The sequence below is a fragment of the Pseudomonas sp. SWRI22 genome, from assembly GCF_014268395.2.
Lineage (GTDB): Bacteria > Pseudomonadota > Gammaproteobacteria > Pseudomonadales > Pseudomonadaceae > Aquipseudomonas > Aquipseudomonas paracarnis.
The window spans coordinates 1,139,999-1,161,858 of sequence record NZ_JABWQK020000002.1 but is presented as its reverse complement, the minus strand read 5'-3'; the positions used below and the strand labels follow the sequence as shown (position 1 = coordinate 1,161,858).

The 21,860-nt window shown below is 62.7% G+C and carries 21 protein-coding genes; 17 read left to right on the top strand and 4 right to left on the bottom strand.

The window, feature by feature from the left end:
• The first annotated feature begins 151 nt into the window (after positions 1–151).
• From HU730_RS22815 to HU730_RS22785, 7 genes are all read left to right on the top strand, one after another.
• Complete coding sequence (locus HU730_RS22815) at positions 152–1,078, top strand: arginine deiminase-related protein (protein ID WP_034127974.1); 927 nt, start codon at positions 152–154, stop codon at positions 1,076–1,078.
• Between the two features lie 11 nt (positions 1,079–1,089).
• On the top strand, positions 1,090–2,136 hold the full coding sequence (locus HU730_RS22810; protein WP_034127975.1) for an ornithine cyclodeaminase: 1,047 nt from the start codon (positions 1,090–1,092) through the stop codon (positions 2,134–2,136).
• Between the two features lie 227 nt (positions 2,137–2,363).
• Positions 2,364–3,143, top strand: coding sequence for an ABC transporter substrate-binding protein (locus tag HU730_RS22805; protein WP_186527053.1), 780 nt, complete (start codon positions 2,364–2,366; stop codon positions 3,141–3,143).
• A gap of 178 nt (positions 3,144–3,321) precedes the next feature.
• The gene (locus HU730_RS22800) at positions 3,322–4,023 is read left to right on the top strand and encodes an ABC transporter permease (protein ID WP_014719023.1); all 702 of its coding nucleotides are present in this window, start codon (positions 3,322–3,324) and stop codon (positions 4,021–4,023) included.
• Positions 4,020–4,733 (top strand): ABC transporter permease, encoded by a 714-nt coding sequence (locus HU730_RS22795; RefSeq protein WP_014719024.1) that lies wholly within the window; start codon positions 4,020–4,022, stop codon positions 4,731–4,733. Before HU730_RS22800 ends, HU730_RS22795 begins: the two co-directional genes overlap by 4 nt.
• A 3-nt stretch (positions 4,734–4,736) precedes the next feature.
• Positions 4,737–5,567, top strand: a complete 831-nt coding sequence (locus HU730_RS22790) for an ATP-binding cassette domain-containing protein (RefSeq protein ID WP_269836098.1) — start codon at positions 4,737–4,739, stop codon at positions 5,565–5,567.
• A gap of 4 nt (positions 5,568–5,571) precedes the next feature.
• Positions 5,572–6,069 carry an Lrp/AsnC family transcriptional regulator gene (locus HU730_RS22785; protein WP_003192319.1) on the top strand — a complete coding sequence of 166 codons (498 nt, stop codon included), beginning with the start codon at positions 5,572–5,574 and terminating at the stop codon, positions 6,067–6,069.
• A gap of 126 nt (positions 6,070–6,195) precedes the next feature.
• Here HU730_RS22785 and HU730_RS22780 read toward each other — a convergent pair whose 3' ends face one another.
• The 4 genes from HU730_RS22780 to HU730_RS22765 form a co-directional block, all read right to left on the bottom strand.
• Entirely contained in the window at positions 6,196–7,077 is an 882-nt protein-coding gene (locus HU730_RS22780) for a TIGR03915 family putative DNA repair protein (RefSeq protein ID WP_054917426.1), read from the bottom strand.
• Positions 7,074–8,294, bottom strand: a complete 1,221-nt coding sequence (locus tag HU730_RS22775) for a putative DNA modification/repair radical SAM protein (RefSeq protein ID WP_014719028.1) — start codon at positions 8,292–8,294, stop codon at positions 7,074–7,076. Before HU730_RS22775 ends, HU730_RS22780 begins: the two co-directional genes overlap by 4 nt.
• Positions 8,295–8,481: 187 nt before the next feature.
• On the bottom strand, positions 8,482–9,819 hold the full coding sequence (locus HU730_RS22770) for a SidA/IucD/PvdA family monooxygenase (RefSeq protein WP_060763709.1): 1,338 nt from the start codon (positions 9,817–9,819) through the stop codon (positions 8,482–8,484).
• A gap of 119 nt (positions 9,820–9,938) precedes the next feature.
• On the bottom strand, positions 9,939–10,421 hold the full coding sequence (locus tag HU730_RS22765) for a sigma-70 family RNA polymerase sigma factor (protein ID WP_054917433.1): 483 nt from the start codon (positions 10,419–10,421) through the stop codon (positions 9,939–9,941).
• Between the two features lie 326 nt (positions 10,422–10,747).
• Here HU730_RS22765 and HU730_RS22760 point away from each other — a divergent pair, with 326 nt between their 5' ends.
• The 10 genes from HU730_RS22760 (at position 10,748) to HU730_RS22715 (ending at position 21,847) form a co-directional block, all read left to right on the top strand.
• Positions 10,748–11,917 carry an efflux RND transporter periplasmic adaptor subunit gene (locus HU730_RS22760; RefSeq protein ID WP_096143778.1) on the top strand — a complete coding sequence of 390 codons (1,170 nt, stop codon included), beginning with the start codon at positions 10,748–10,750 and terminating at the stop codon, positions 11,915–11,917.
• Position 11,918: 1 nt separating this feature from the next.
• A complete protein-coding gene (locus HU730_RS22755; RefSeq protein ID WP_186527054.1) occupies positions 11,919–13,889 on the top strand; it encodes a MacB family efflux pump subunit in 1,971 nt (656 codons plus the stop codon).
• Positions 13,882–15,294, top strand: coding sequence for an efflux transporter outer membrane subunit (locus tag HU730_RS22750; protein WP_186527055.1), 1,413 nt, complete (start codon positions 13,882–13,884; stop codon positions 15,292–15,294). The genes HU730_RS22755 and HU730_RS22750 overlap by 8 nt, the downstream gene beginning before the upstream one ends.
• A 107-nt stretch (positions 15,295–15,401) precedes the next feature.
• A complete protein-coding gene (locus tag HU730_RS22745) occupies positions 15,402–16,157 on the top strand; it encodes a hypothetical protein (protein ID WP_057975027.1) in 756 nt (251 codons plus the stop codon).
• 112 nt (positions 16,158–16,269) lie between these two features.
• Positions 16,270–17,037: an FCD domain-containing protein gene (locus HU730_RS22740; protein ID WP_034127984.1), complete on the top strand. Its 768-nt coding sequence runs from the start codon at positions 16,270–16,272 to the stop codon at positions 17,035–17,037.
• Between the two features lie 236 nt (positions 17,038–17,273).
• On the top strand, positions 17,274–18,476 hold the full coding sequence (locus tag HU730_RS22735; protein ID WP_034127986.1) for an ABC transporter substrate-binding protein: 1,203 nt from the start codon (positions 17,274–17,276) through the stop codon (positions 18,474–18,476).
• Positions 18,477–18,533: 57 nt separating this feature from the next.
• Positions 18,534–19,394 (top strand): branched-chain amino acid ABC transporter permease, encoded by an 861-nt coding sequence (locus HU730_RS22730; protein WP_003192337.1) that lies wholly within the window; start codon positions 18,534–18,536, stop codon positions 19,392–19,394.
• Between the two features lies 1 nt (position 19,395).
• The gene (locus HU730_RS22725) at positions 19,396–20,406 is read left to right on the top strand and encodes a branched-chain amino acid ABC transporter permease (protein ID WP_057974973.1); all 1,011 of its coding nucleotides are present in this window, start codon (positions 19,396–19,398) and stop codon (positions 20,404–20,406) included.
• Positions 20,403–21,152, top strand: coding sequence for an ABC transporter ATP-binding protein (locus tag HU730_RS22720; RefSeq protein WP_186527056.1), 750 nt, complete (start codon positions 20,403–20,405; stop codon positions 21,150–21,152). The genes HU730_RS22725 and HU730_RS22720 overlap by 4 nt, the downstream gene beginning before the upstream one ends.
• On the top strand, positions 21,152–21,847 hold the full coding sequence (locus tag HU730_RS22715) for an ABC transporter ATP-binding protein (protein WP_003192343.1): 696 nt from the start codon (positions 21,152–21,154) through the stop codon (positions 21,845–21,847). Before HU730_RS22720 ends, HU730_RS22715 begins: the two co-directional genes overlap by 1 nt.
• Positions 21,848–21,860 lie beyond the last annotated feature (13 nt).

Genomic DNA, 21,860 nt, shown 5'->3' with positions numbered 1-21,860 from the left:
AGGTTGATCGTATTTCAATCTGGCAGCCGATTCGGCTGCGCCACCCCCGTTTTCAGCTTTCTTGGCTGAGCCACCCCGCTGTTTCAGCCGGGATCCTTTCCCCGCAACGTACACAATAGCGGCACAAGATCCCCAACGGACCCGTGCCCCCATGCAAACCACCAACACCGTCCTGATGATCCGCCCGGCGCGCTTTGCCTTCAACCCGGATACCGCGATCAACAACCGTTTCCAACGCCCGCCGCTGGACCCGCTCAGTGCACAGCACAAAGCGCTGGAGGAGTTCGACGGTTATGTCGACACCCTGCGCCAGCATGGCGTGGAGGTGCTGGTGGTGCAGGACACGCCGGCGCCTCATACGCCCGACTCGATCTTCCCCAACAACTGGTGGAGCAGCCATGCCGACGGCAGCCTGGTGCTCTACCCCATGGAAGGCCAGAACCGCCGACTGGAGCGCAACAAGGGCGTGCTGCAAGTACTGGAGCAACGCTTTGCGATCAACACCACCATCGACCTCAGCCACCTGGAACAACAGAACATCTTCCTGGAAGGCACCGGCAGCATGGTGCTCGACCGCCAGCACCGCATCAGCTACGCGTGCCATTCGGGGCGCACCCACCACGCGGCCCTGCGCCAGTTTGCCGAACGCCTCGACTACCAACTCTTTGTGTTCCACGCCCTGGACCGTCACCAGGCCCCCATCTACCACAGCAACGTGATGATGAGCGTTGGCCGCGACCTCGCGGTGGTGTGCCTGCAGGCCCTGCCCGACGACAGCGAGCGCCTGGCCCTGGAACGCTCCCTGCGTGACACCGGCAAGGACATCCTCAGCCTGGACTTCGACCAGTTGGAAGCCTTCGCCGGCAACATGCTGGAGGTCCACGACCGGGACGGCCAGCCATTGCTGGTGATGTCCGCCAGTGCCTGGGGCGCCCTGCATCCGGCGCAGCGTCAGCATGTGGAACGCCATACGCGGCCGGTGGTGGTGAATATCGACAACATCGAACGCATCGGCGGCGGCAGTGCCCGCTGCATGCTGGCCGAAGTGCATCTGCCGGCCCGTCCCTCATTTCAATAAGGAGTCCTGCCATGACCCGTTATATCGACGTCAACGACCTCAGCTACCTGGTATCGCAAAAAGGCCTGCAAACCTGTATCACCGAGATGGCCGACTACATTCGCGCCGACTACCTGCGCTGGCAGGATTTCGAAAAGTGCGCGCGCCTGGCCAACCACTCACCGGATGGCGTGATCGAGCTGATGCCGGTGTCCGACGCTTCGCTGTACGCCTTCAAGTACGTCAACGGCCACCCGAAAAACACCCTGGCCGGCATGCTCACCGTGATGGCATTCGGCGCCTTGGGCGACGTCGACACCGGCAAACCGGTGCTGCTAGCGGAGATGACCCTGACCACTGCGATCCGCACCGCTGCCACCTCGGCCCTGGTCGCCCGCTACCTGGCCCGCGCCAACAGCCGCAGCATGGCGCTGATCGGCAACGGCTGCCAAAGCGAATTCCAGGCACTGGCCTTCCACGCCATGCTGGGCATTACTGAAATCCGCTTGTTCGACATCGACCCCCAGGCCACCGCCAAGCTCGCCGCCAACCTCAAGGCGTTCCCGGCGATCAAGGTGATCCTGGCCGCCAGCGTCGCCGAGGCAGTCAAAGGCGCGGACATTGTCACCACCGTGACTGCAGACAAGGCCTACGCCACCATCCTGACTGACGAGATGATCGAGCCAGGCATGCACCTCAATGCCGTGGGCGGTGACTGCCCGGGCAAGACCGAGCTGGACCGCCGTATCGTCGAGCGCGCCAGGGTGATCGTCGAGTACGAACCGCAAAGCCGCATCGAAGGCGAAATCCAGCACATGCCGGAAGATTCGCCGGTCACCGAGCTGTGGCAAGTGATCAACGGCCAACAGCCGGGCCGCGAGAATGAACGCCAGATCACCCTGTTCGACTCGGTGGGTTTTGCTATCGAAGACTACTCGGCCCTGCGCTATGTACTGGACGTGGCCAAGGCCCTGGATGTGGGGAGCGAGCTGGAGCTGGTGCCAGACCTGGCCGACCCGAAAGACCTGTTTGCACGCCTGGCCCAGCAACCTGTGGTACAGCATAAAAAGCGCGCCTGAAACCGCTCTGGCTTGCCGCTTTGCGCCCAGGGCAGGCCAGATTCGGGTGGGTTGAAAGCCGATTTTGCCGGTGTCACAGCCGATTCCGCTGCATTGCCTGTTTTAACAGCGCAATTTGCGCTTTGCGCAGGGGGTAAACGACACAAAAAACGCACCATCATGAAGCATTCTCTGCTCCCAGTTATTCACTGCCCCTGACATCAATTACAAAATATAGGGACCGACACATGACTCCTCTGCGATCACTCTTCGCTGCGTTGCTGTTGCCACTGTGCGCCACTGCTGCCCACGCCCAGGACTGGAAAGAAATCCGGTTTGGCGTGTTCCCCGAATACCCGCCCTTCGAATCCGTCGCCGCCGACGGCAGCTTGCAAGGTTTCGATATCGAACTGGGCAACGCCATCTGCGCCAAGCTCGAAGTGAAATGCACCTGGGTGCACAACGAATTCGACGGCATGATCCCGGCCCTGCGTGCGCGCAAGTTCGACGCGATCATGTCCTCCATGGCCGTGACCCCGGCCCGCGAGAAAGTCATAGACTTCACCGACCGCCTGTTCCTCAGCCCCACCTCGGTGATCACCCGCAAAAACGCCACCTTCGGTGACACCCCCGAGTCGCTGAACGGCAAGCAAGTTGGCGTACTGCAAGGCTCGTTGCAGGAAGCCTATGCCCGCGCGCACCTGGCCAAGCTCGGTGCACAGATCAAGGCGTACCAGTCCCAGGAACAGAACTACGCCGACCTGCAGAACGGCCGCCTCGACGCCACCCTGACGGACAAGCTCGAAGCCCAGCTCAACTTCCTGTCCAAGCCCGAAGGCGCCGACTTCAAGACCGGCCCGGCCTTCAAGGACCCGACCCTGCCTCTGGACATCGCCATGGGCCTGCGCAAAAACGACCAGGCGTTGCGTGAGCTGATCAACAAGGGCATCGCCGCCGTCCAGGCCGATGGCACCTACGCCCAGATCCAGAAGAAATACTTCGGCGATCAGGACATCTACCACGAGTAACCGGCAACCCGTGCCCATGTGGGAGCGGGCGTGTTGTGGCGAGGGAGCTTGCTCCCGCTGGGGTGCGAAGCGCCCCCAAAAAGCCGGCTCCAGCTGCGCTGTCGAACTGGAGCAAGCTCCCTCGCCACAACAAGCCAGCTCCCACAGTAAATCCGTGCACTCCTTCGAGATCTTCCCCATGAACGACCTCCTCAACCTGCAAGGCTACGGCCCCATGCTGGCCCAGGGTGCCTGGATGACGCTCAAGCTGGCGTTCCTCGCCCTGGCCCTGAGCCTTACCCTGGGCCTGGTCGCCGCGGGCGCCAAACTCTCCAGCGCCAAATGGCTGCGCGTGCCGGCCACGCTCTACACCACGTTGATCCGCAGCGTGCCGGACTTGGTGCTGATCCTGTTGATCTTCTACAGCCTGCAACTGTGGCTCAACGACCTGACCGAAGCGTTCGGCTGGGACTACGTTGAAATCGACCCGTTTACCGCCGGAGTGATCACCCTGGGCTTTATTTACGGCGCGTATTTCACCGAAAACTTCCGAGGCGCGATCCTCAGTGTGCCGGCCGGCCAACTGGAAGCCGCCACCGCCTACGGCTTGAGCCGCTGGCAGCGCTTTCACCTGGTGCTGTTCCCGCAACTGATGCGCTTTGCCCTGCCGGGCCTGGGCAATAACTGGCTGGTGCTGCTCAAGTCCACGGCGCTGGTGTCAATCATCGGCCTGTCAGACCTGGTCAAGGCCGCGCAGAACGCCGGCAAGTCCACCAGCGAGCCGCTGTACTTCCTGATCCTCGCGGGCCTGGTGTACCTGGTGATTACTACCCTCTCCAACCGCATCTTCAAGCGCCTGGAACGGCGCTATAACCTGGGCATCAAGGGGATGGCGCGATGATCGAACTGTTCCAGCAATACGGCCTGGCCTACCTGTTCAGCGATGGCAGCGGCCTGTCCGGTGTCGCCATGACCTTGTGGCTGTTCATTATCTCGGTAGTGCTGGGCTTTGGCCTGTCGATCCCCCTGGCGCTGGCACGCGTGTCAGAGCATTTCTGGCTGCGCTGGCCGGTGGAGGTCTACACCTACCTGTTCCGCGGCACGCCGCTGTATATCCAACTGTTGATTTGCTACACCGGGCTGTACAGCCTGGAAGTGGTGCAGGACAACGCCCTGCTCAACCAGTTTTTCCGCAATGCGCTGAACTGCACGCTGTTGGCGTTTGTGCTCAACACCTGCGCCTACACCGTGGAAATCTTCGCCGGGGCAATCCGCAACATTCCCCATGGCGAGATCGAAGCGGCACGCGCCTATGGCCTGCACGGCTGGCGGCTGAACCTGTTTGTGATCGTGCCCGCCGCATTGCGTCGCGCCCTGCCGGCCTACAGCAATGAAATGATCCTGATGCTGCACGCCACGTCGCTGGCGTTCACCGCCACCGTCGCCGACATCCTCAAGGTCGCCCGCGATGCGAATGCCGAGACGTTCCTGACCTTCCAGGCTTTCGGCATCGCCGCCCTGCTTTACATGCTGCTGTCCTTTGCACTGGTGGGCCTGTTCAGGCTGGCCGAACGTCGCTGGATGCGCTTTCTTGTTCCTACCCGAGGCTAACCCATGAATCAGTCCGCGCAGGCCCTGGCCGCTTATCCAATGGATGTACCCGTCGGCAACACCGCCACGGCGGCCATCAAGCTGCAAGTCGAAGGTATCCATAAACGCTACGGCGAACACGAAGTGCTCAAGGGCGTGTCCCTCAACGCACGCCAGGGCGATGTGATCAGCTTGATCGGCGCCAGCGGTTCGGGCAAAAGCACGATGCTGCGGTGCATCAATTTTCTGGAACAGCCTGACGCCGGGGTGATCACCCTGGACGGCATCAGCATCGAAATGCAACCAGGCCGCGCCGGCACCCGCGCGCCGCACCAGGCGCAACTGCAAAACCTGCGCACGCGCCTGGCCATGGTGTTCCAGCACTTCAACCTGTGGAGCCACATGACCGTGCTGGAAAACATCACCATGGCCCCGCGCCGGGTGCTGAACGTGAGCGCCGCCGAAGCCGAGAAACGTGCGCGGCTGTACCTGGACAAGGTCGGCCTGCCGAGCCGCGTGGCGGACCAATACCCGGCGTTCCTGTCCGGTGGCCAGCAGCAGCGGGTGGCGATTGCGCGAGCGCTGGCGATGGAGCCGGAGATCATCCTGTTTGATGAACCCACCTCGGCCCTGGACCCGGAGCTTGTAGGAGAAGTGCTTAAAGTCATACAGACGTTGGCCGAGGAAGGTCGTACCATGCTGATGGTCACCCACGAAATGGGCTTTGCCCGCCAGGTGTCCAGCCAAGTACTGTTCCTGCATCAGGGCCGAGTCGAGGAACACGGCGGCGCCGAGATCCTCGACCGTCCCACCAGCGAACGCTTGCAGCAATTTCTTTCCAACCGTTTGAAGTGAACTCATGGATACCAAGGCCAACGGACCCCATTCTTCCCCTACGCTGGATCGCATCGACGAAGCGATCATCGACGTACTCAGGCATCAGGGGCGTATCACCTACGAAAAGCTCTCGTCATTGGTGCACCTCACCCCCAGGCCCTGCCTGGAGCGGGTGCGCAAGCTGGAGCGACGCGGGGTGATCCGTGGGTATGGGGCGATCATCGATGTGCAGATGGTCTCACCGGGGCTGTCGCTGCTGGTGCTGGTGGCCCTGTCCAACCAAAGCGGGCGCTCGGCGCAAAAGGCCTTCGAAGCCTGCGTGAAAGCCTGCCCGCAGGTATTCGAATGCCAGTTGATCAGCGGGCCGTTCGACTACAGCCTGCGCATGCGCTGCCGGGATATGGAGCATTACCGGGTGCTGACCGAGACCTGGTTGAACAATGATGAGTTGCACATTGATAAGCTGGTGGCGCATCCGGAGTTGGCGGTGGTCAAGAACACCGCGACCGAACTGGCCTGAACCAGCTAGCTCGTTCCCACGCTCTGCGTGGGAATGCATCCAATGACGCTCCGCGTCACAACTTCAAGAGCAGACGCGGAGCGTCCAGGGTGGCATTCCACGCAGAGCGTGGGAACGATCAATCAGTCACCCCACATCTGACGGGTCGACCGCTATCGCAGGCAAGCCAGCTCCCACATTGACCGGGTTTGCAATTCTTTTGCCTGGCTTGGCACCCACCAGCTTCGCCTGCCCATCCTTCTGCTTGCCCGTACGCGCCTCGCTGATCAGCCCCGGGATCAACTTGCCCTCCGGCAAATTCTTCCAGAAGCGGCTGGGCAAATGCCCTTCCATCACCTTGGGATTCAGCCGCGCCGGGTTGAAGATGTGGCTGTAGTAGGTCAACCACATCGCACTGTGGGGATCTTCAACATTCTGTGCCAGTTGCTGCCAGGCCTCGGGGCACTGGCGCTGATGAATCAATTGCTCGCCGTCGTAATACACCCCGTCCAGGGGCGTGGCGATCATCCAGCGATGGCGGCCCATGCGCCCGATAAAATGCTCGCTGGCGCTCTTGAGAATGTCATGGGCCGGCTCATGCCAGGCCACGTACTCTGGCAGTTCCGGCCCGGCCCCGTCCGGCAGCGCGATGAAGCGCACAAACGCATGCAAGTGGTGGGCTTCCCGGCTGACTTGCTTGATGCGCCGCTGCAATTCGCTGCCAAGCTTGTCCCCCGCGAGCATGGCCGTGCGATCACCATGGCTGACCCGCCACAGCACTTCATACAACAGGCTCCAGCGCTGATCACCGTGATAACAGGCAGCGGACTCCAACAATTGCAACAACGCCTTGGGTATGCGCGCCTGAAACGGTCCCATCCCTGGTGGGATCAGTTCATCGGTAGCGAACAGGTCCGCCGCCTGCACCTCGCCCCAGCTGACCTGGCTGGGGTCGACCTGATGGCTGAGCAACCAGCGCGCCTGTTCGCGCCAGGTGCTGAACAGGTTGTCGCACTCCAGGCTGATCATCCCCACAGCCCCATCTGTTGCGGCTGCGGACGGTCACGCAATTGTTCGCGCAACAACACACTGGTGCTGTCGGCCTGCTGCGGGTGGTAGTCGCTGGTGATGAAAAACGGCTTGGCCTTGGCCAGCACGCAGCGCATGCGCGCCAGGTCTTCGAAGCGGATCTTGCGTTCACGGCGCAGGTCGACCAGGCGCTGGGTGGTGCGCAGGCCGATGCCGGGGATACGTGCGATCAGGGTCGGCTCGGCGCGGTTCAGGTCCAGGGGGAACACCTCGCGATGCTCCAGGGCCCAGGCCAGCTTGGGGTCGATATCCAGTGCTAGGTCACCGGGGCCGGCGAACAGCTCATTGGCGCTGAAACCGTAGCTGCGCAGCAGGAAATCAGCCTGGTACAAGCGGTGCTCACGCATCAAGGGCGGCGCGGCCAGGGGTACGCTTTTCGGGCTGTTGGGGATGGGGCTGAACGCCGAGTAATACACGCGGCGCAGCTTGAAATTACCGTACAACGCCTCGGCACCGTGCAGGATGGTGCTGTCGTCGGTGTCGTCGGCACCGACGATCATCTGCGTGCTCTGCCCGGCCGGAGCGAAACGTGGCGCGCGGGGTTCGTTGAGCACCGTCTGTTCGCCGGTGTAGATGGTCTGCATGGCCTGCTTGATCGAGCCGATCTGCTTCTCGGGCGCCAGGGTCTGCAGGCTGGCGTCGGTGGGCAGTTCGATATTCACGCTGAGGCGATCGGCATAACGGCCAGCCTCGGCGATCAGGGCCGGGTCGGCATCGGGGATGGTCTTGAGGTGGATATAACCGCGAAAGTCATGCTCTTCGCGCAGCAGTTTGGCGACCCGCACCAGTTGCTCCATGGTGTAGTCCGACGAACGGATGATGCCGGAACTGAGGAACAGCCCACTGACGCAATTGCGCTTGTAGAAATCCAGGGTCAGGGTGACCACCTCCTCCGGGCTGAAGCGCGCACGGGGCACGTCGCTGGAGCGGCGGTTGACGCAGTATTGGCAGTCGTAGAGGCAGAAGTTGGTGAGCAACACCTTGAGCAACGACACGCAACGGCCATCGGGCGTGTAGCTGTGGCAGATGCCCATGCCATTGGTGGAACCCAGCCCCGCCTTGCCCTCGGAACTGCGCTTGGGCGCGCCACTGCTGGCGCAGGACGCGTCGTACTTGGCGGCGTCGGCGAGGATGCTGAGTTTTTCGATCAACTGCATGGAGGGCTACCGATACTGGTTTTTTGTACAGTACCAATAGCCACACTTTGTCACAAGTGCCGTCTGTAGGAGCGAGCTCTTGTGGCGAGGGAGCTTGCTCCCGCTGGGCTGCGAAGCGGCCCCAAAAGCTTGCGGGCGCTGCGCACCCGAACGGGAGCAAGCTCCCTCGCCACAATAAGGGGATCGGTCAGCTGGCGGTTGCCAGGAGCAAGTCCTGCACCGAACGCGCCTTGCCACGGTGATGGTCCAGCGCATACAACGACGCCGCAATCTCATCCGCCCGAATCGGCAACACCGACAGCAAGGTATCGCTCAAGCCATGGCTGGCCTGGCTGAAGCCCTGGATGTAGATGCCAGCCTTGCAGCGCTCGTCGGTGACGATGCGGTAGTCGCGGGCCACTTCGAAGTCGCCCATGTAGGCTTGCAGCGGCGCCAGCAGTTCACGGTGCATCTGGCGCTCGTAGCCGGTGGCCAGGATTACCGCGTCGTAATGGTTGAGGCTGGTTTCGCCGGTGGCGCTATTGCGCAGGGCCAGTTCGATACCCAGCGGGCCTGGGGTGGCCTTCTCCACTACGGTCAGGGTGCGGAACGCCTGGCGGGCGATGCCGGAGACTTTCTGGCGGTAGAAAATCCCGTAGATTCGCTCGATCAGGTCCAGGTCCACTACCGAGTAGTTGGTGTTCTGGTATTCGGCGACCAAACGCTCACGCTCGGCACCGACTTGCTGGAACACCAGGTCAGTAAAGGCCGGCGAGAACACTTCGTTGACGAACGGGCTGTCGTCAGCCGGTTTGAGCGCCGAACCGCGCAGGATCATATCGACCTGCACCGACGGGAAGCTGTCATTGAGGTCAATAAAAGCTTCGGCCGCGCTCTGGCCGCCGCCGATCACGGCGATGCGCATCGGCTTGCCGTCTACGCACGGCTGGCTGGCCATGCGCTCCAGGTACTGGGAATGGTGAAACACCCGGCTATCGCCCTTGAGCGCCTTGAATGTCTCGGGGATGCGCGGTGTGCCGCCGGCGCTGACCACCACCGAACGGGTGGTGCGCACATGCTGCTCGCCCTGGGCATCACGGGAGATCACGCGCAACGCCTCGACCTGTTGCTGATGCAGGATCGGCTCGATGGCCAGCACTTCCTCGCCGTAGTTGGCCTGGGCCTGGAACTGCCCCGCCACCCAGCGCAGGTAGTCGTTGTACTCCATGCGGCAAGGGTAAAAGGTGCCCAGGTTGATGAAGTCCACCAGGCGGTCGTGGGCCTTGAGGTAGTTGACGAAGGAATACGGGCTGGTGGGGTTGCGCAGAGTCACCAGGTCCTTGAGGAAGGAAATCTGCAGTTCACTCTGGGTCACCAGGGTATTGCCGTGCCAGCGGTAGTCGGCTTGTTTGTCGAGAAACAGCACGTCCAGCTTGCCCTGGGCCTTTTCACGCTCCTGCAGGGCGATGGCCAGCGCCAGGTTCGAAGGGCCGAAACCGATCCCGATCAGGTCATGAACCGCGGGCGAAGCAATTGCCTGTGTCATTCCAGTGTCCTCTGGATAAGCCCCTTGGCGGTGGGGCGGGAATACCTTCATGGCCTGAACAACAGGCCGTGTGTTGATAGGAAACGAGGACAGTGAAATAAAATTTAACTAACAGCCGATCAGTGCGCTTCCCACTCGCGCATACGCACCCGGCAGTGCTTCATCGCGTTGACGATGTGTTTTTCCACCAGGCTGCGGGAAATGTTCAGGCGTTCAGCGATTTGCAGATGGGACAGGCCTTCGAGTTTGCGCAACAGGAAACTGTCGCGACAGGCCGCCGGCAGCTCGGCCAAGGCGCGCTCGAGCATCTCCAGGCGCTGGCCCTGATCGTGGCTGGCGTGGGGGGAACAGGCGGCGAAGCGCTCTTCGCTGTCCAGCACCTCCAGGGGCTCGGTTTGGCGCACGGCGTTGCGCCGATGGCCGTCGATCACCAGGTTCAAGGCGGTGCGGTACAGGAAGGCGCGGGGCTGTTCGATCGGGGTGTCGCTTGCGCGCTCGAGCACCCGCACATAAGCGTCATGCACCACATCTTCGGCCACCTGACGGTTGCCCAGCTTGGCGTTGAGGAAACACACCAGCTCGCGATAGTAGTTTTCCAACATGACTCCTGACCCCACGGCCTTGGTACAAACGACACCCGGCCCCTGTAGGAGCGAGCTTGCTCGCGAAAAACCCAAGAGCGCATCCCCTTACCTGGATGCGCCCGCAATCATTGGCGGTTTTGCCATCACCGATGATGGCAGTTTGAGTGTGTGCAATTTATAGTAATTCTCATCTACTTTTAAAGAACTCTCTCATCAGCGGTCGGTTTTTTTCGCAATTCGCGCTGTAACTACTTATGTAACAGCCTAAATTCCGGAGCATTTTCCTCGTTTACCTGTCAGCTCTGCGCGACTGCGCCCCGAACTTTCCTGGCTGGAAGCTACCCATGAAACGCCCTCGACCTGCCCGACGCGCCCTGCTTGTGGTGGCGTGCCTGATTCCCATCGTTGCGTTTGCCACCTGGCAGAGCCTGACGCCGGGCCGCGATGCCCTGGCCACCGTCACCGTGACCCGCGCCGACATCGAAAACAGCGTCACCGCCCTGGGCACCCTGCAACCGCGACGTTACGTAGACGTCGGCGCCCAGGCCTCCGGGCAGATCCGCAAGATCCACGTCGAGGCCGGCGACCAGGTCCAAGAGGGCCAATTGCTGGTGGAGATCGACCCCGCCACGCAAAAAGCCAAGCTCGACGCCAGCCGCTATGCCATCGAAAACCTGCAGGCCCAGTTGCAGGAGCAGAAAGCCCAGCACCAACTGGCCCATCAGAAGTACCAGCGTCAGCAGCGCCTGAGTGCCGGCAACGCCACCCGCGAGGAAGACGTGCAGACCGCCAAGGCGGAACTCAGCGCGACCCAGGCGCGGGTCCAGATGTTCCAGGCACAGATCCGCCAGGCCCAGGCCAGCCTGCGCAGCGATGAAGCCGAGTTGGGCTACACGCGCATCTACGCGCCAATGACCGGTACCGTGGTGGCCGTGGATGCACGCGTCGGCCAGACCCTCAACGCGCAACAGCAAACCCCGCTGATCCTGCGCATCGCCAAGCTGTCGCCCATGACGGTGTGGGCGGAAGTCTCCGAAGCCGACATCGGCCATGTCAAACCCGGCATGAGCGCGTATTTCACCACTCTGAGCGGTGGCAGCCGGCGATGGACCAGCACCGTGCGCCAAATCCTGCCGATCCCGCCCAAGCCCTTGAACGAAACCCAGGGCAGCGGCAGCCCGAGCAGCACCAGCAAGAGCGGCACTGGCCGAGTGGTGCTGTACACGGTGCTGCTGGACGTGGACAACGCCGACAACGCGCTGATGGCCGAGATGACCACCCAGGTCTTTTTCGTCGCCAGCCAAGTCAAGGACGCCCTCTCCGTACCCGTCGCCGCCTTGCAAAGCGTGCCCGGCTCCGCAGCGCAAATCGCCCGGGTGGTCGCCAAAAACGGAGCCATCGAAGACCGTGAAGTGCGCCTGGGCATCAGCGACCGCCTGAGGGTGGAAGTGCTCGAGGGGTTGAGCGAGGGCGACCACCTGTTGATCGGCCCGGTTGATAGCCATGGGGGCTGAAATGACCACGCCCCTGATTGAACTCAAAGGCATCCGCAAATCCTACGGCGGCGGCGACAGCCCGCAGGTCGATGTGTTGCGCGGCATCGACCTGTCGATCCATGCCGGCGAGTTCGTCGCCATTGTCGGCGCCTCGGGCTCGGGTAAATCGACGCTGATGAACATCCTCGGCTGCCTCGACCGCCCCACCGAGGGCGACTACCTGTTCGCCGGGGAAAACGTCGCCCACCTGGGCAGCGACGAGCTGGCCTGGCTACGCCGCGAAGCCTTCGGTTTTGTGTTCCAGGGCTACCACTTGATTCCCTCAGGCTCCGCCCAGGAAAACGTCGAGATGCCGGCGATCTATGCCGGCATCAGCGCCGCCGAACGCCATGCCCGCGCCAGCGCCCTGCTCACCCGCCTGGGCCTGGCCGAGCGCACCGGCAATCGGCCGCACCAGCTGTCGGGTGGGCAACAGCAACGGGTGTCCATCGCCCGCGCCCTGATGAACGGCGGCCATATCATCCTCGCCGACGAACCCACCGGCGCCCTCGACAGCCATAGCGGCGCCGAGGTCATGGCCTTGCTCGACGAGCTGGCGAGCCAGGGCCATGTGGTCATTCTGATTACCCACGACCGTGAAGTGGCGGCGCGAGCCAACCGCATCATCGAGATTCGCGACGGCCAGATCATCAGCGATTCGGCTGACACCCGCGCGGCCACGCCCAGCGTGGCGGCCGGCGCCTTGCACGCCGTGGACCTGCGCCAACGCCTGGTCGACGGCGCCGAGCACAATGGTGCCTGGAAAGCCGAATTGCTGGATGCCGTGCAGGCCGCCTGGCGGGTGATGTGGATCAACCGTTTTCGCACGGCGCTGACACTGTTGGGCATCATCATCGGCGTCGCGTCGGTGGTGGTGATGCTGGCAGTGGGCGAAGGCAGCAAGCGCCAGGTCATGGCGCAGATGGGCGCGTTCGGCTCCAATATCATCTACCTCAGCGGGTCTTCGCCCAACCCGCGTACGCCGCTGGGTATCGTGTCCCTCGACGATGTCGCGGCCCTGGCGACGCTGCCTCAGGTCAAGCGCATCATGCCGGTCAACGGCACCGACGCGGGAGTGCGCTTCGGCAACGTCGACTACATGGCTTACGTGGGGGGCAACGACACCAACTTCCCGGAGATCTTCAACTGGCCGGTGGTCGAGGGCAGCTACTTCACCGAGGCCGACGAACGCGCCGCCGCCACGGTCGCCGTGATCGGCGCGCGCATCCGCCAAAAATTGTTCAAGGACGTGGCCAGCCCTATCGGCCAGTACATCCTGATCGAGAACGTACCCTTCCAGGTGGTCGGCGTGCTCGCGGAAAAAGGCTCCAGCTCCGGCAACAAGGACAGTGACGACCGTGTCGCCATTCCCTACAGCGCCGCCAGTGTCCGCCTGTTCGGCAGCTACAACCCCGAATACGTGGCGATTGCCACCACCGATGCACGCAAGGTGCATGAAGCCGAACGCGCCATCGACCAGTTGATGCTGAAGCTGCACAACGGCAAGCACGACTACGAGCTGACCAACAATGCCGCGATGATTCAGGCCGAAGCCCGCACCCAGAACACCCTGTCGCTGATGCTCGGCTCGATTGCGGCGATCTCCCTGCTGGTGGGCGGCATCGGCGTGATGAATATCATGTTGATGACCGTGCGCGAACGCACCCGTGAAATCGGCATCCGTATGGCCACCGGGGCACGCCAGCGCGACATCCTGCGCCAGTTCCTCACCGAGGCGGTGATGCTCTCGGTGGTCGGCGGCCTGTTCGGTATTGCCCTGGCATTGCTGGTAGGCGGCGTGCTGGTGCTGGCTGAAGTGGCGGTGCAGTTTTCCCTGGTGGCGGTGCTCGGCGCGTTTGGCTGTGCGCTGGTGACCGGCGTCGTATTCGGCTTTATGCCGGCCCGTAAAGCTGCCCGGCTCGATCCGGTTAAGGCGTTGACCAGTGAATAAACGATCTCTCACTCCACGACTGTCAGCGTTCAGTGTGTGCCTGTTGCTCACGGCCTGTGGCGCTAACCCGCCGGCCATCGACAGCGGCCTCGCCACGCCCGCCGCCTGGCACTATGCAGAACGCGAAGCGACCCAAGCCATCAACCAGCGCTGGTGGACGCAGTTTGGCAGCCCGGCGTTGAACCGCCTGATCGACCAGGCCCGTCGTGACAGTTTCGACGTAGCGGCCGCCATGGCGCGGGTCCGTCAGGCCCAGGCCACGGCGGTGATTGCTGGCGCGCCGCTGCTGCCGGAGCTGAAGTTCAACCTCACCGCCAGCCGGCAAAGACTGTTGCGCGGCAGCGGCAACTCGGACCTGGACGCCACCGAAAGCAATCGGACCGTCAACAGCTATGACGCCAGCCTCACCGCCAGCTATGAAATCGACTTCTGGGGGGGCCGTGCCGCTGCGCGCGACAGCGCCGTGCAGAGCCTGCACGCCAGTGAGTTCGATCAGGCCAACGTGGAGCTGACACTGCTCAGCAATGTCGCCGACCGCTACGCGCAAACCCTGGCCGCACGCCAGCGCCTGCAGATTGCCGAGCTCAACCTGGCGAATGCACGCCATGTGCTGAACCTGGTACAGACCCGCCACGACGCCGGTTCCGCCACGGCCCTGGAACTGGCACAACAGAAGAGCCTGGTGGCCAGCCAGCAACGGCAGTTGCCGCTGATCCAGCAATCGGTCGAAGAGTCGCAAATCACTTTGGCCGCCTTGCTCGGCCAACCCGTACAGGCCCTGGACCTGGGCGCTGAACCCTTCCAGGCATTGACCTGGCCGAGTATCGGGCCCGGTGTACCGAGCCAGTTATTGAGCCGGCGCCCCGACCTCGCCCAGGCCGAAGCCCAGTTGGCAGCGGCCCGTGCCGATGTCACGGTGGCCCGTGCAGCGATGCTGCCTTCAGTGACATTGGGCGCGACCCTCGGCTCTGGCGCATACAAGGCCCAAGAGGTCTTGCGCAGCCCCTTCTACACCCTGACCTCGGGCCTGATGGCGCCAATCTTCAACAATGGCCGGCTGAGCGCCGAGCGCGACAAGGCTCGGGCACGCCAGGATGAACTGCTGCAAAGCTACCGCGGGGCGATCATCAATGGCTTTGCCGATGTGGAAAAAGCCCTCAGCAGCATCACCCGCCTTGACCAGCAACGCCAGTGGCAAAGCGAGGAGCTGCAACAGGCGCAGACCGCGTTTCAGATTGCCCAGAGCCGCTACGAAGCCGGTGCCGAAGACCTGCTCACGGTGCTGGAAACCCAGCGCACTTTGTACGGCGCCCAGGACCAGAACGTGCTACTGCGCCTGTCGCGCCTACAAGCCAGCATCGCCCTGTACAAGGCATTAGGCGGTGGCTGGAAAACCAACATCTGATAAACGAAACTCATATTTCATACACGAATTGTTTCTTCACCCTACATTCTCCACCTCAAGGTCCTTGGTAAAAAAGCCGTTATCACACGGAAGCCCGGGACCTCATGATGAAACCCAGCGTTGTTGTAAAAGGCCTGGCCTGCATTGGCTGCTGGTTGATACCGAACCTGGCGCTCGCCAAACCCTTGATCGCCCCCACCGCAATCGACTGGCTGCTGGACTGCCCCCTCACCACGACGGCGCACTTGAACCCGCAAGTGGTTGGCCGCACCCAATGCGGCCTGGTCAACGTCCCCCGCGACCATGCCGCCCCCCAGCGCGGCCGCCTAAGCTTGAGCGTGACACGGGTAGGCGCACGGCAACCGCTCAACCGTGAAGGTGTCGTGTTCATCCAGGCCGGCGAACCCCTCCAGGCCAAGGACGCGCCTTTCGTTCTTCACCTCGCCAGCCGCTGGGAGTCGCTTGCCACCCAGGCCTATCGCACCCTGGTCGACCGTTATGACGTCATCGAGCTGAGCGCCCGCGACCTGCGCGAGGGCAATGCCGTGGAACAGGCCGCGCGGGACATGGAGTTCGTGCGCGGGCAACTTGACGAGGCGCGCCTCAACTACCTGGGCAACGCCGCTGCCACCCGCCTCGGCAGCCGCTACGGCACGCTGTTTCCCGAGCGTGTCGGGCGCATGGTGCTGATCAATGCCGAGCCTGGCGAAGCAGTCGCCACCGGTGTCGAGCAACTCTTGCTCAAGGAGTCGGCGCGCGCAGGCGCCGACGGCTGCGTCAACCGCTGGCTGGGGGATTTTCTCGCCTATGGTAGACAACCGCCGGCGTCCACGCGCTGTCTCGACCTCAGCGCCTGGGAGTAAGTAGCCCACGCATTTACGACCTCTTGCCACCAAAAACGACAGCCTGCGTTGACGCACTTCCCCAATCGTTATTAAGTGCTATTTATCCGCATTAATACGATAAATCACCGCCATGCTGACTCGCCCGCTACGCCGCAAACGCCAGAAGCTGTCCGATGTGATTGTCGAGTCGGTCAAGCGCTCGATCGTCACCGACGCCTTGAAGCCCGGCGACCGCCTGCCCACCGAACGCGAGCTGATGGAAAGCTTCCAGTGTTCCAAGGGTTCGGCACGCGAAGCGCTCAAGGCGTTGGAAGTGGAGGGCCTGGTGAGCACGCGCACCGGCCCCAGCGGCGGGGCTTACTTGAACCAGGCCGGCACCGAGCCGGCCAGCCGCGCCTTGCGCAATTACTTGCACTTCCAGCACCTGGACGGCGAGCAGGTCTACCAACTGCGCAAGGTCATCGAAGTGGAATTGGCGGTGTCGGTGCTCGGGCGTTTGAGCGAAAACGATTACACCGCCCTGCAAGCCAATGTGGATTTTTGCAGCGCCCCCGAAGACAGCGAAGCCGGCCAGCGCGAACAGCGCCTGGCGGAACTGGAGTTCCACAACCTGCTGGCCCGGGCCTGCCCCAACCCGCTGCTGAGTTTCATGGCGCAGTTTCTCAATGACTTGCTGCGCGACCTGGTGGTGCTGAAAAAGGCCTACAAGCCCAAACGCAAGCAGTTCGACGCGGCCAACCTCGACTATCACAAGCAACTGCTGATCGCCTTTCGCGCCGGGGACGAAAGCGCGGTGCGCAGCTTGATGCATGAACACATGTGCGATGCCGAACACCATATGACCGCGCTGGAAGGCCAAGTGAGCCCGCATTTCCTCTTGGAGTTCGACCACCCTTAAACACGCCAACAATCCAATGTGGGAACCCGATCAATGTGGGAGTTGGCTTGCCTGCGATGCGGGCGCCTCGGTGTTACAGGGGACCGAGTCGATGCCATCGCAGGCAAGCCAGCTCCCACAGTTGACCCCGTTCACCCGCGAAATCGAGTTACCCAATAACAAGCCTGCCCACAGGCCCTTGCTCCACCGTATCGCCCTTGCCGCTCCTGCCAATAACTAAACCAGGGAGTCACCCCATGCAGCGTCGTACGTTATTGAAAGCCAGCCTCACCGCGGCCGCCGCCCTCAGCCTTCCGCTGAGCGTGCGTTCGGCATTCGCCGCCGAGCCCTTTACCTTTTACGGCCTCAAGTCCATGTCTGGCGCCTTTGCCAGCTATGGCAAATTTGCCGACATGGGTTCGCGCCTGGCGGTGCAGCAACACGCCCAATTGCTCGGCCGCCCACTGAACTACAAGGTCATCGACACCGAAGGCAACGCCGGCAAGGCAGTGCGCAAGGTGCAGGAGGCCATCGCGCAGGACGGCGCACGGTTCTTCCAGGGATGCACGCTGTCATCTTCCGCGCTGGCAGTGGCCAAGGAAGTGGACAAGGTCGGCGGCGTGTTCATGACCCCGGTGGGCGCCGATGAAGTGACGGGCAAGGACTGCAACAAGGCGACCTTCCGCTGGTCGGTGCCCACCTACGGCGCGATACGCGAAACCATGGTGCCGCTGATCAAGCTGCTGCCGGACGCCAAGCGCTGGTACACCATCACCCCGCAATACGTGTTCGGCGAAGCCTTGCTCGAAGGCGCCAGAAACGTGCTCAAGGAACATGGCCTGGAACACGTGGGCAACAGCTACCACTCGCTGCAGGAACAGGAATTCTCCGGCTACCTGACCAACGCCATTTCCACCAAGCCCGATGTGCTGGTGCTGCTCAACTTTGGCAGCCAATCGTCCAACACCCTGCGCCAGGCCGTGAACTTTGGCATCAAGGAGCGCATGAAGGTGCTGCTGGTGTGGTCTGCCGGCCTGGATCAGTTCCAGGAACTGGGCAGTGATGTGCTCGAAGGCGTGTACCTCGGCGCACAGTACTGGCACCAGGTCGACACCCCGCTCAACCGTGAACTGGTCAAGCTGACCCAGGCCCAATACGGCATCAACCCCACCTACCCTCTGGCCGCCGACTACATCAGCACCAAAGTCATGCTCGACACCATCATCGCGACCGGCAGCTTCGATGGCCCGACCGTGGCCAAGGCCCTCCAAGGCTTGAGCTACGAAGGCCCGACCGGCAAGGAGTCGATCCGCGCCGGCGACCACCAGGTGATCAAGGACTACTACCTGCTGATCGGCAAGGCCAGCGGCGACATGGCTGACAAGGACGACCTGGCCAAAGTGCTCAGCGCTGGCCAATCGTTCCCCGCAGTCGAGGCGACAGGCTGCACGCTCGGCTGACCGCTTAACTTTTGTCGCGCAGGGCCGTGCAAGCGGCCGTCTGCGGAGGGTGCCTGCATGCTTAATTTGTACCTGTTCCAGATTCTCAACGGCCTTGGGCTGGGGATGATCTACTTCCTGATCGCGGTAGGGCTGACGATCATTTTCGGCCTGCTCAACTTCGTCAACTTCGCCCACGGCGCGTTTTTCCTGCTCGGTGCCTACATCTGCTACACCGCGGTGAGCCTCACCGGCAACTTCTGGCTGGCGCTGCTGATCGCGCCGCTAGTGGTGGCCGCACTGGCCTGGGTGATTGAGCGCTTGCTGATCCAGCGCATCTACCACTTGCCACACATGTTCCAGATTCTGGTGACCCTGGGGATCGCCCTGATCATCCAGGAAGCCAGTGTGATGATCTGGGGCCCGGTGGGCAAAAGCGTCGCCGTGCCGGAACTGTTGCGCGGCGTGCTGGTAGTGGGTGATTTCGTCTACCCCTACTACCGCCTGTTCCTTATCGTGTTTTCCGGGCTGGTGGGCCTGGGCCTGTGGCTGCTGCTGGAGCGCACGCGCTTCGGTGCTCTAGTGCGCGCCGGCAGTGAAAGCACCGAAACCGTGTCGCTACTGGGCACCAATATTTTCCGCCTGTTCTCCATGACCTTCGCCCTCGGCGTCGCCCTGGCCGGTGTCGCCGGGGTGTTGTTCGCGCCCTTGCGCGGCGCCCAGCCCTTCGTCGGCCCGGAGATTCTCGGCATCGCCTTCGTGGTGGTGGTGATCGGCGGCATGGGCTCGTTCAGCGGTGCGCTGGTCGGCGGTTTGCTGGTGGGCGTGGTGCAAAGCCTGATGACCACACTCTGGCCCCAGGGTGCGAGCCTGATGATCTACGGCGCCATGGCCGTGGTGATTCTGGTACGCCCTTACGGCCTGTTCGGGAGAGCCTGACATGAGCGAGAAAAACCCCCTGCCGTTTGCCAAGACCCAATCCAGAGCCATGTTGCTGTGGGTGTTGGCCGTGCTGATCGGCCTGCCGTTGGTGTTGCCCTCGGCGACCCTGGCCACCGAGATCCTGATCTTTGCCATGGCCGCCCTGGCCTGCAACCTGCTGCTGGGCTACACCGGGCTGCTGTCCTTCGGCCAAGGCATCTTCTTTGGTGCCGGTGCTTATTGTGCGGCGCTGTTGATGATCCACCTGCAACTGGGCCTGTTCACCGCGTTGCTGGGCGCGGCGATTGCCGGTGGTTTCCTGGCGCTGCTGGTGGGCGCCCTGGCGATTCGGCGCACGGGCATTTACTTCGTGATGCTCACGTTGGCGTTCAGCCAGATGGCGTACTTCGTCGCCTACACCCTGAGCGACTGGACCGGCGGCGACAACGGCCTGCTCAGCGTGCCGCGCCCGGAGATTCGTGTGGGCGACACCGTGCTGCTGTCCCTGGCCGATGCCCGTGCCTTCTATGGTTTTGTCGCGGTGCTGTTCCTGCTGATCTTCATCGGCGCACGCCGGGTCATCGCTTCGCCGTTTGGCAGTACGCTGATGGCGATCCGCGAGAACGAAACCCGCGCCTCGGCCATCGGCTACGACACGCGCCACTTCAAGATCCTGGTGTTTGTGCTGTCCGGTGCGGTCACCGGGATTGCCGGGGCGCTGTACGCCATGCTGCTGCACTTTGTGCCGCTGTCGAATATCGATCTGGCAATGTCCGAGAACATCCTGATCATGACCATCGTCGGCGGCACCGGCTCGCTGTTCGGCTCGCTGCTGGGCGCCGGCTCCATCGTGCTGCTGGGCGACTTTCTCTCCGACCTGTGGCCGCGCTGGCTGATGCTGCTGGGGGTAATCCTGATCCTGGTGGTGATCTTCATGCGCGGCGGTTTGTGGGGCGGCCTCGCGTCGCTATTCGAGAAGGTGCGCGGCGCGCGCAAACCCGCGGTCGTCGCCAAGGAGGACGGGCTATGAGTATCTTGCTGGAAACCCAGAACCTGGAGCTGGCCTACGGCGCGTTCCATGCGGTCAATGGCGTCAACCTCAAGGTCGAAGCCGGCACCATCCACACCATCATCGGCCCCAACGGCGCGGGCAAGACCAGCCTGTTCCACTGCCTGACGGGTGAACGCCAGGCCACCGCCGGGGCGATCCATTTCGACGGCAAGAACCTGATGCGCAAGCCCGCCCACGGCCGCGTCTGCCTGGGCATGGCGCGCTCGTTCCAACTCACCAGCCTGTTCCAGAACCTCAGCGTGCGCGAAAACCTGCGCCTGGCCGCCCAAGGCCGCGATGGCTCGCGTGCCTTGAACTTCTGGCGTCGGGTGGACAGCCAGCGCGAACACCTGGAGATGGCTGACCAGGTGCTGGAACGCCTGCAACTCACGGCACGCGCCGACACCCTGGCCGGTGAGTTGTCCCACGGCCAGCAACGGGTGCTGGAGGTGGGCATGTCGATCTGCTCCAAACCCAAACTGTTGATGCTCGACGAGCCCACCTCGGGCATGGGCATCGACGATATTCCGATCATGACCCAACTGATCAGCGACCTTGGGCGCGACCATACGGTGTTGTTGATCGAACACAACATGAGCATCGTCATGTCCATCAGCCAGCGCATCACGGTGATGAGCCATGGGCAGATCCTGGTGGAAGGCACGCCGGAGTTCGTGCGCGCCGATGAACGTGTGCGTACTGCCTATCTTGGGGAGGCTGCCTGATGCTGATCGTCGAGAATATCCATTCCTACTACGACAAAAGCCATGTGCTTGAAGGCGTGTCGCTGAGCGTCAACCCTGGCGAACTGGTGACTCTGCTCGGCCGTAACGGTGCCGGCAAGACCACCACCCTGCGCAGCATCCTCGGCATCATCTGCCCGCGCCAGGGTCAGATCCACTTCAACGGCCAGGCGTTGGTAGGGCAAAAGATCTTTGAAATTGCGCGCCAGGGCTTGGCGCTGGTGCCGGAAAACCGCGGGATTTTCCGCCTGCTGACGGTGGAGGAAAACTTGCGCATCGCTGCCCGCAAGCACAGCCGCTGGCAACTGGAAGACGTATACGCCATGTTCCCGCGCCTCAAGGAGCGGCGCAAAAACGCCGGCCATGCGTTGTCCGGCGGCGAACAGCAGATGCTGGCCATCGCCCGCGCCCTGCTGAACGACCCCAAGCTGCTGATCCTCGACGAACCCACTGAAGGCCTGGCCCCGGTGATCGTCGACGAGCTGGTGAAGATCCTGCGCAAGGTCAAGGACGAGGGTCTGCCGGTGTTGCTGGTGGAACAGAACCTGATGGTCTGCGACAAGCTCGCCGACCGTCATTACGTGCTCGAACAGGGCCGCGTGGTGTACGAGGGCAGCGCCGCTGACTTCCGCGCCGACCCGACGATCAAAAACCGTTACCTGGCCTTGAGTGCCTGAGTGGAGATTCCTG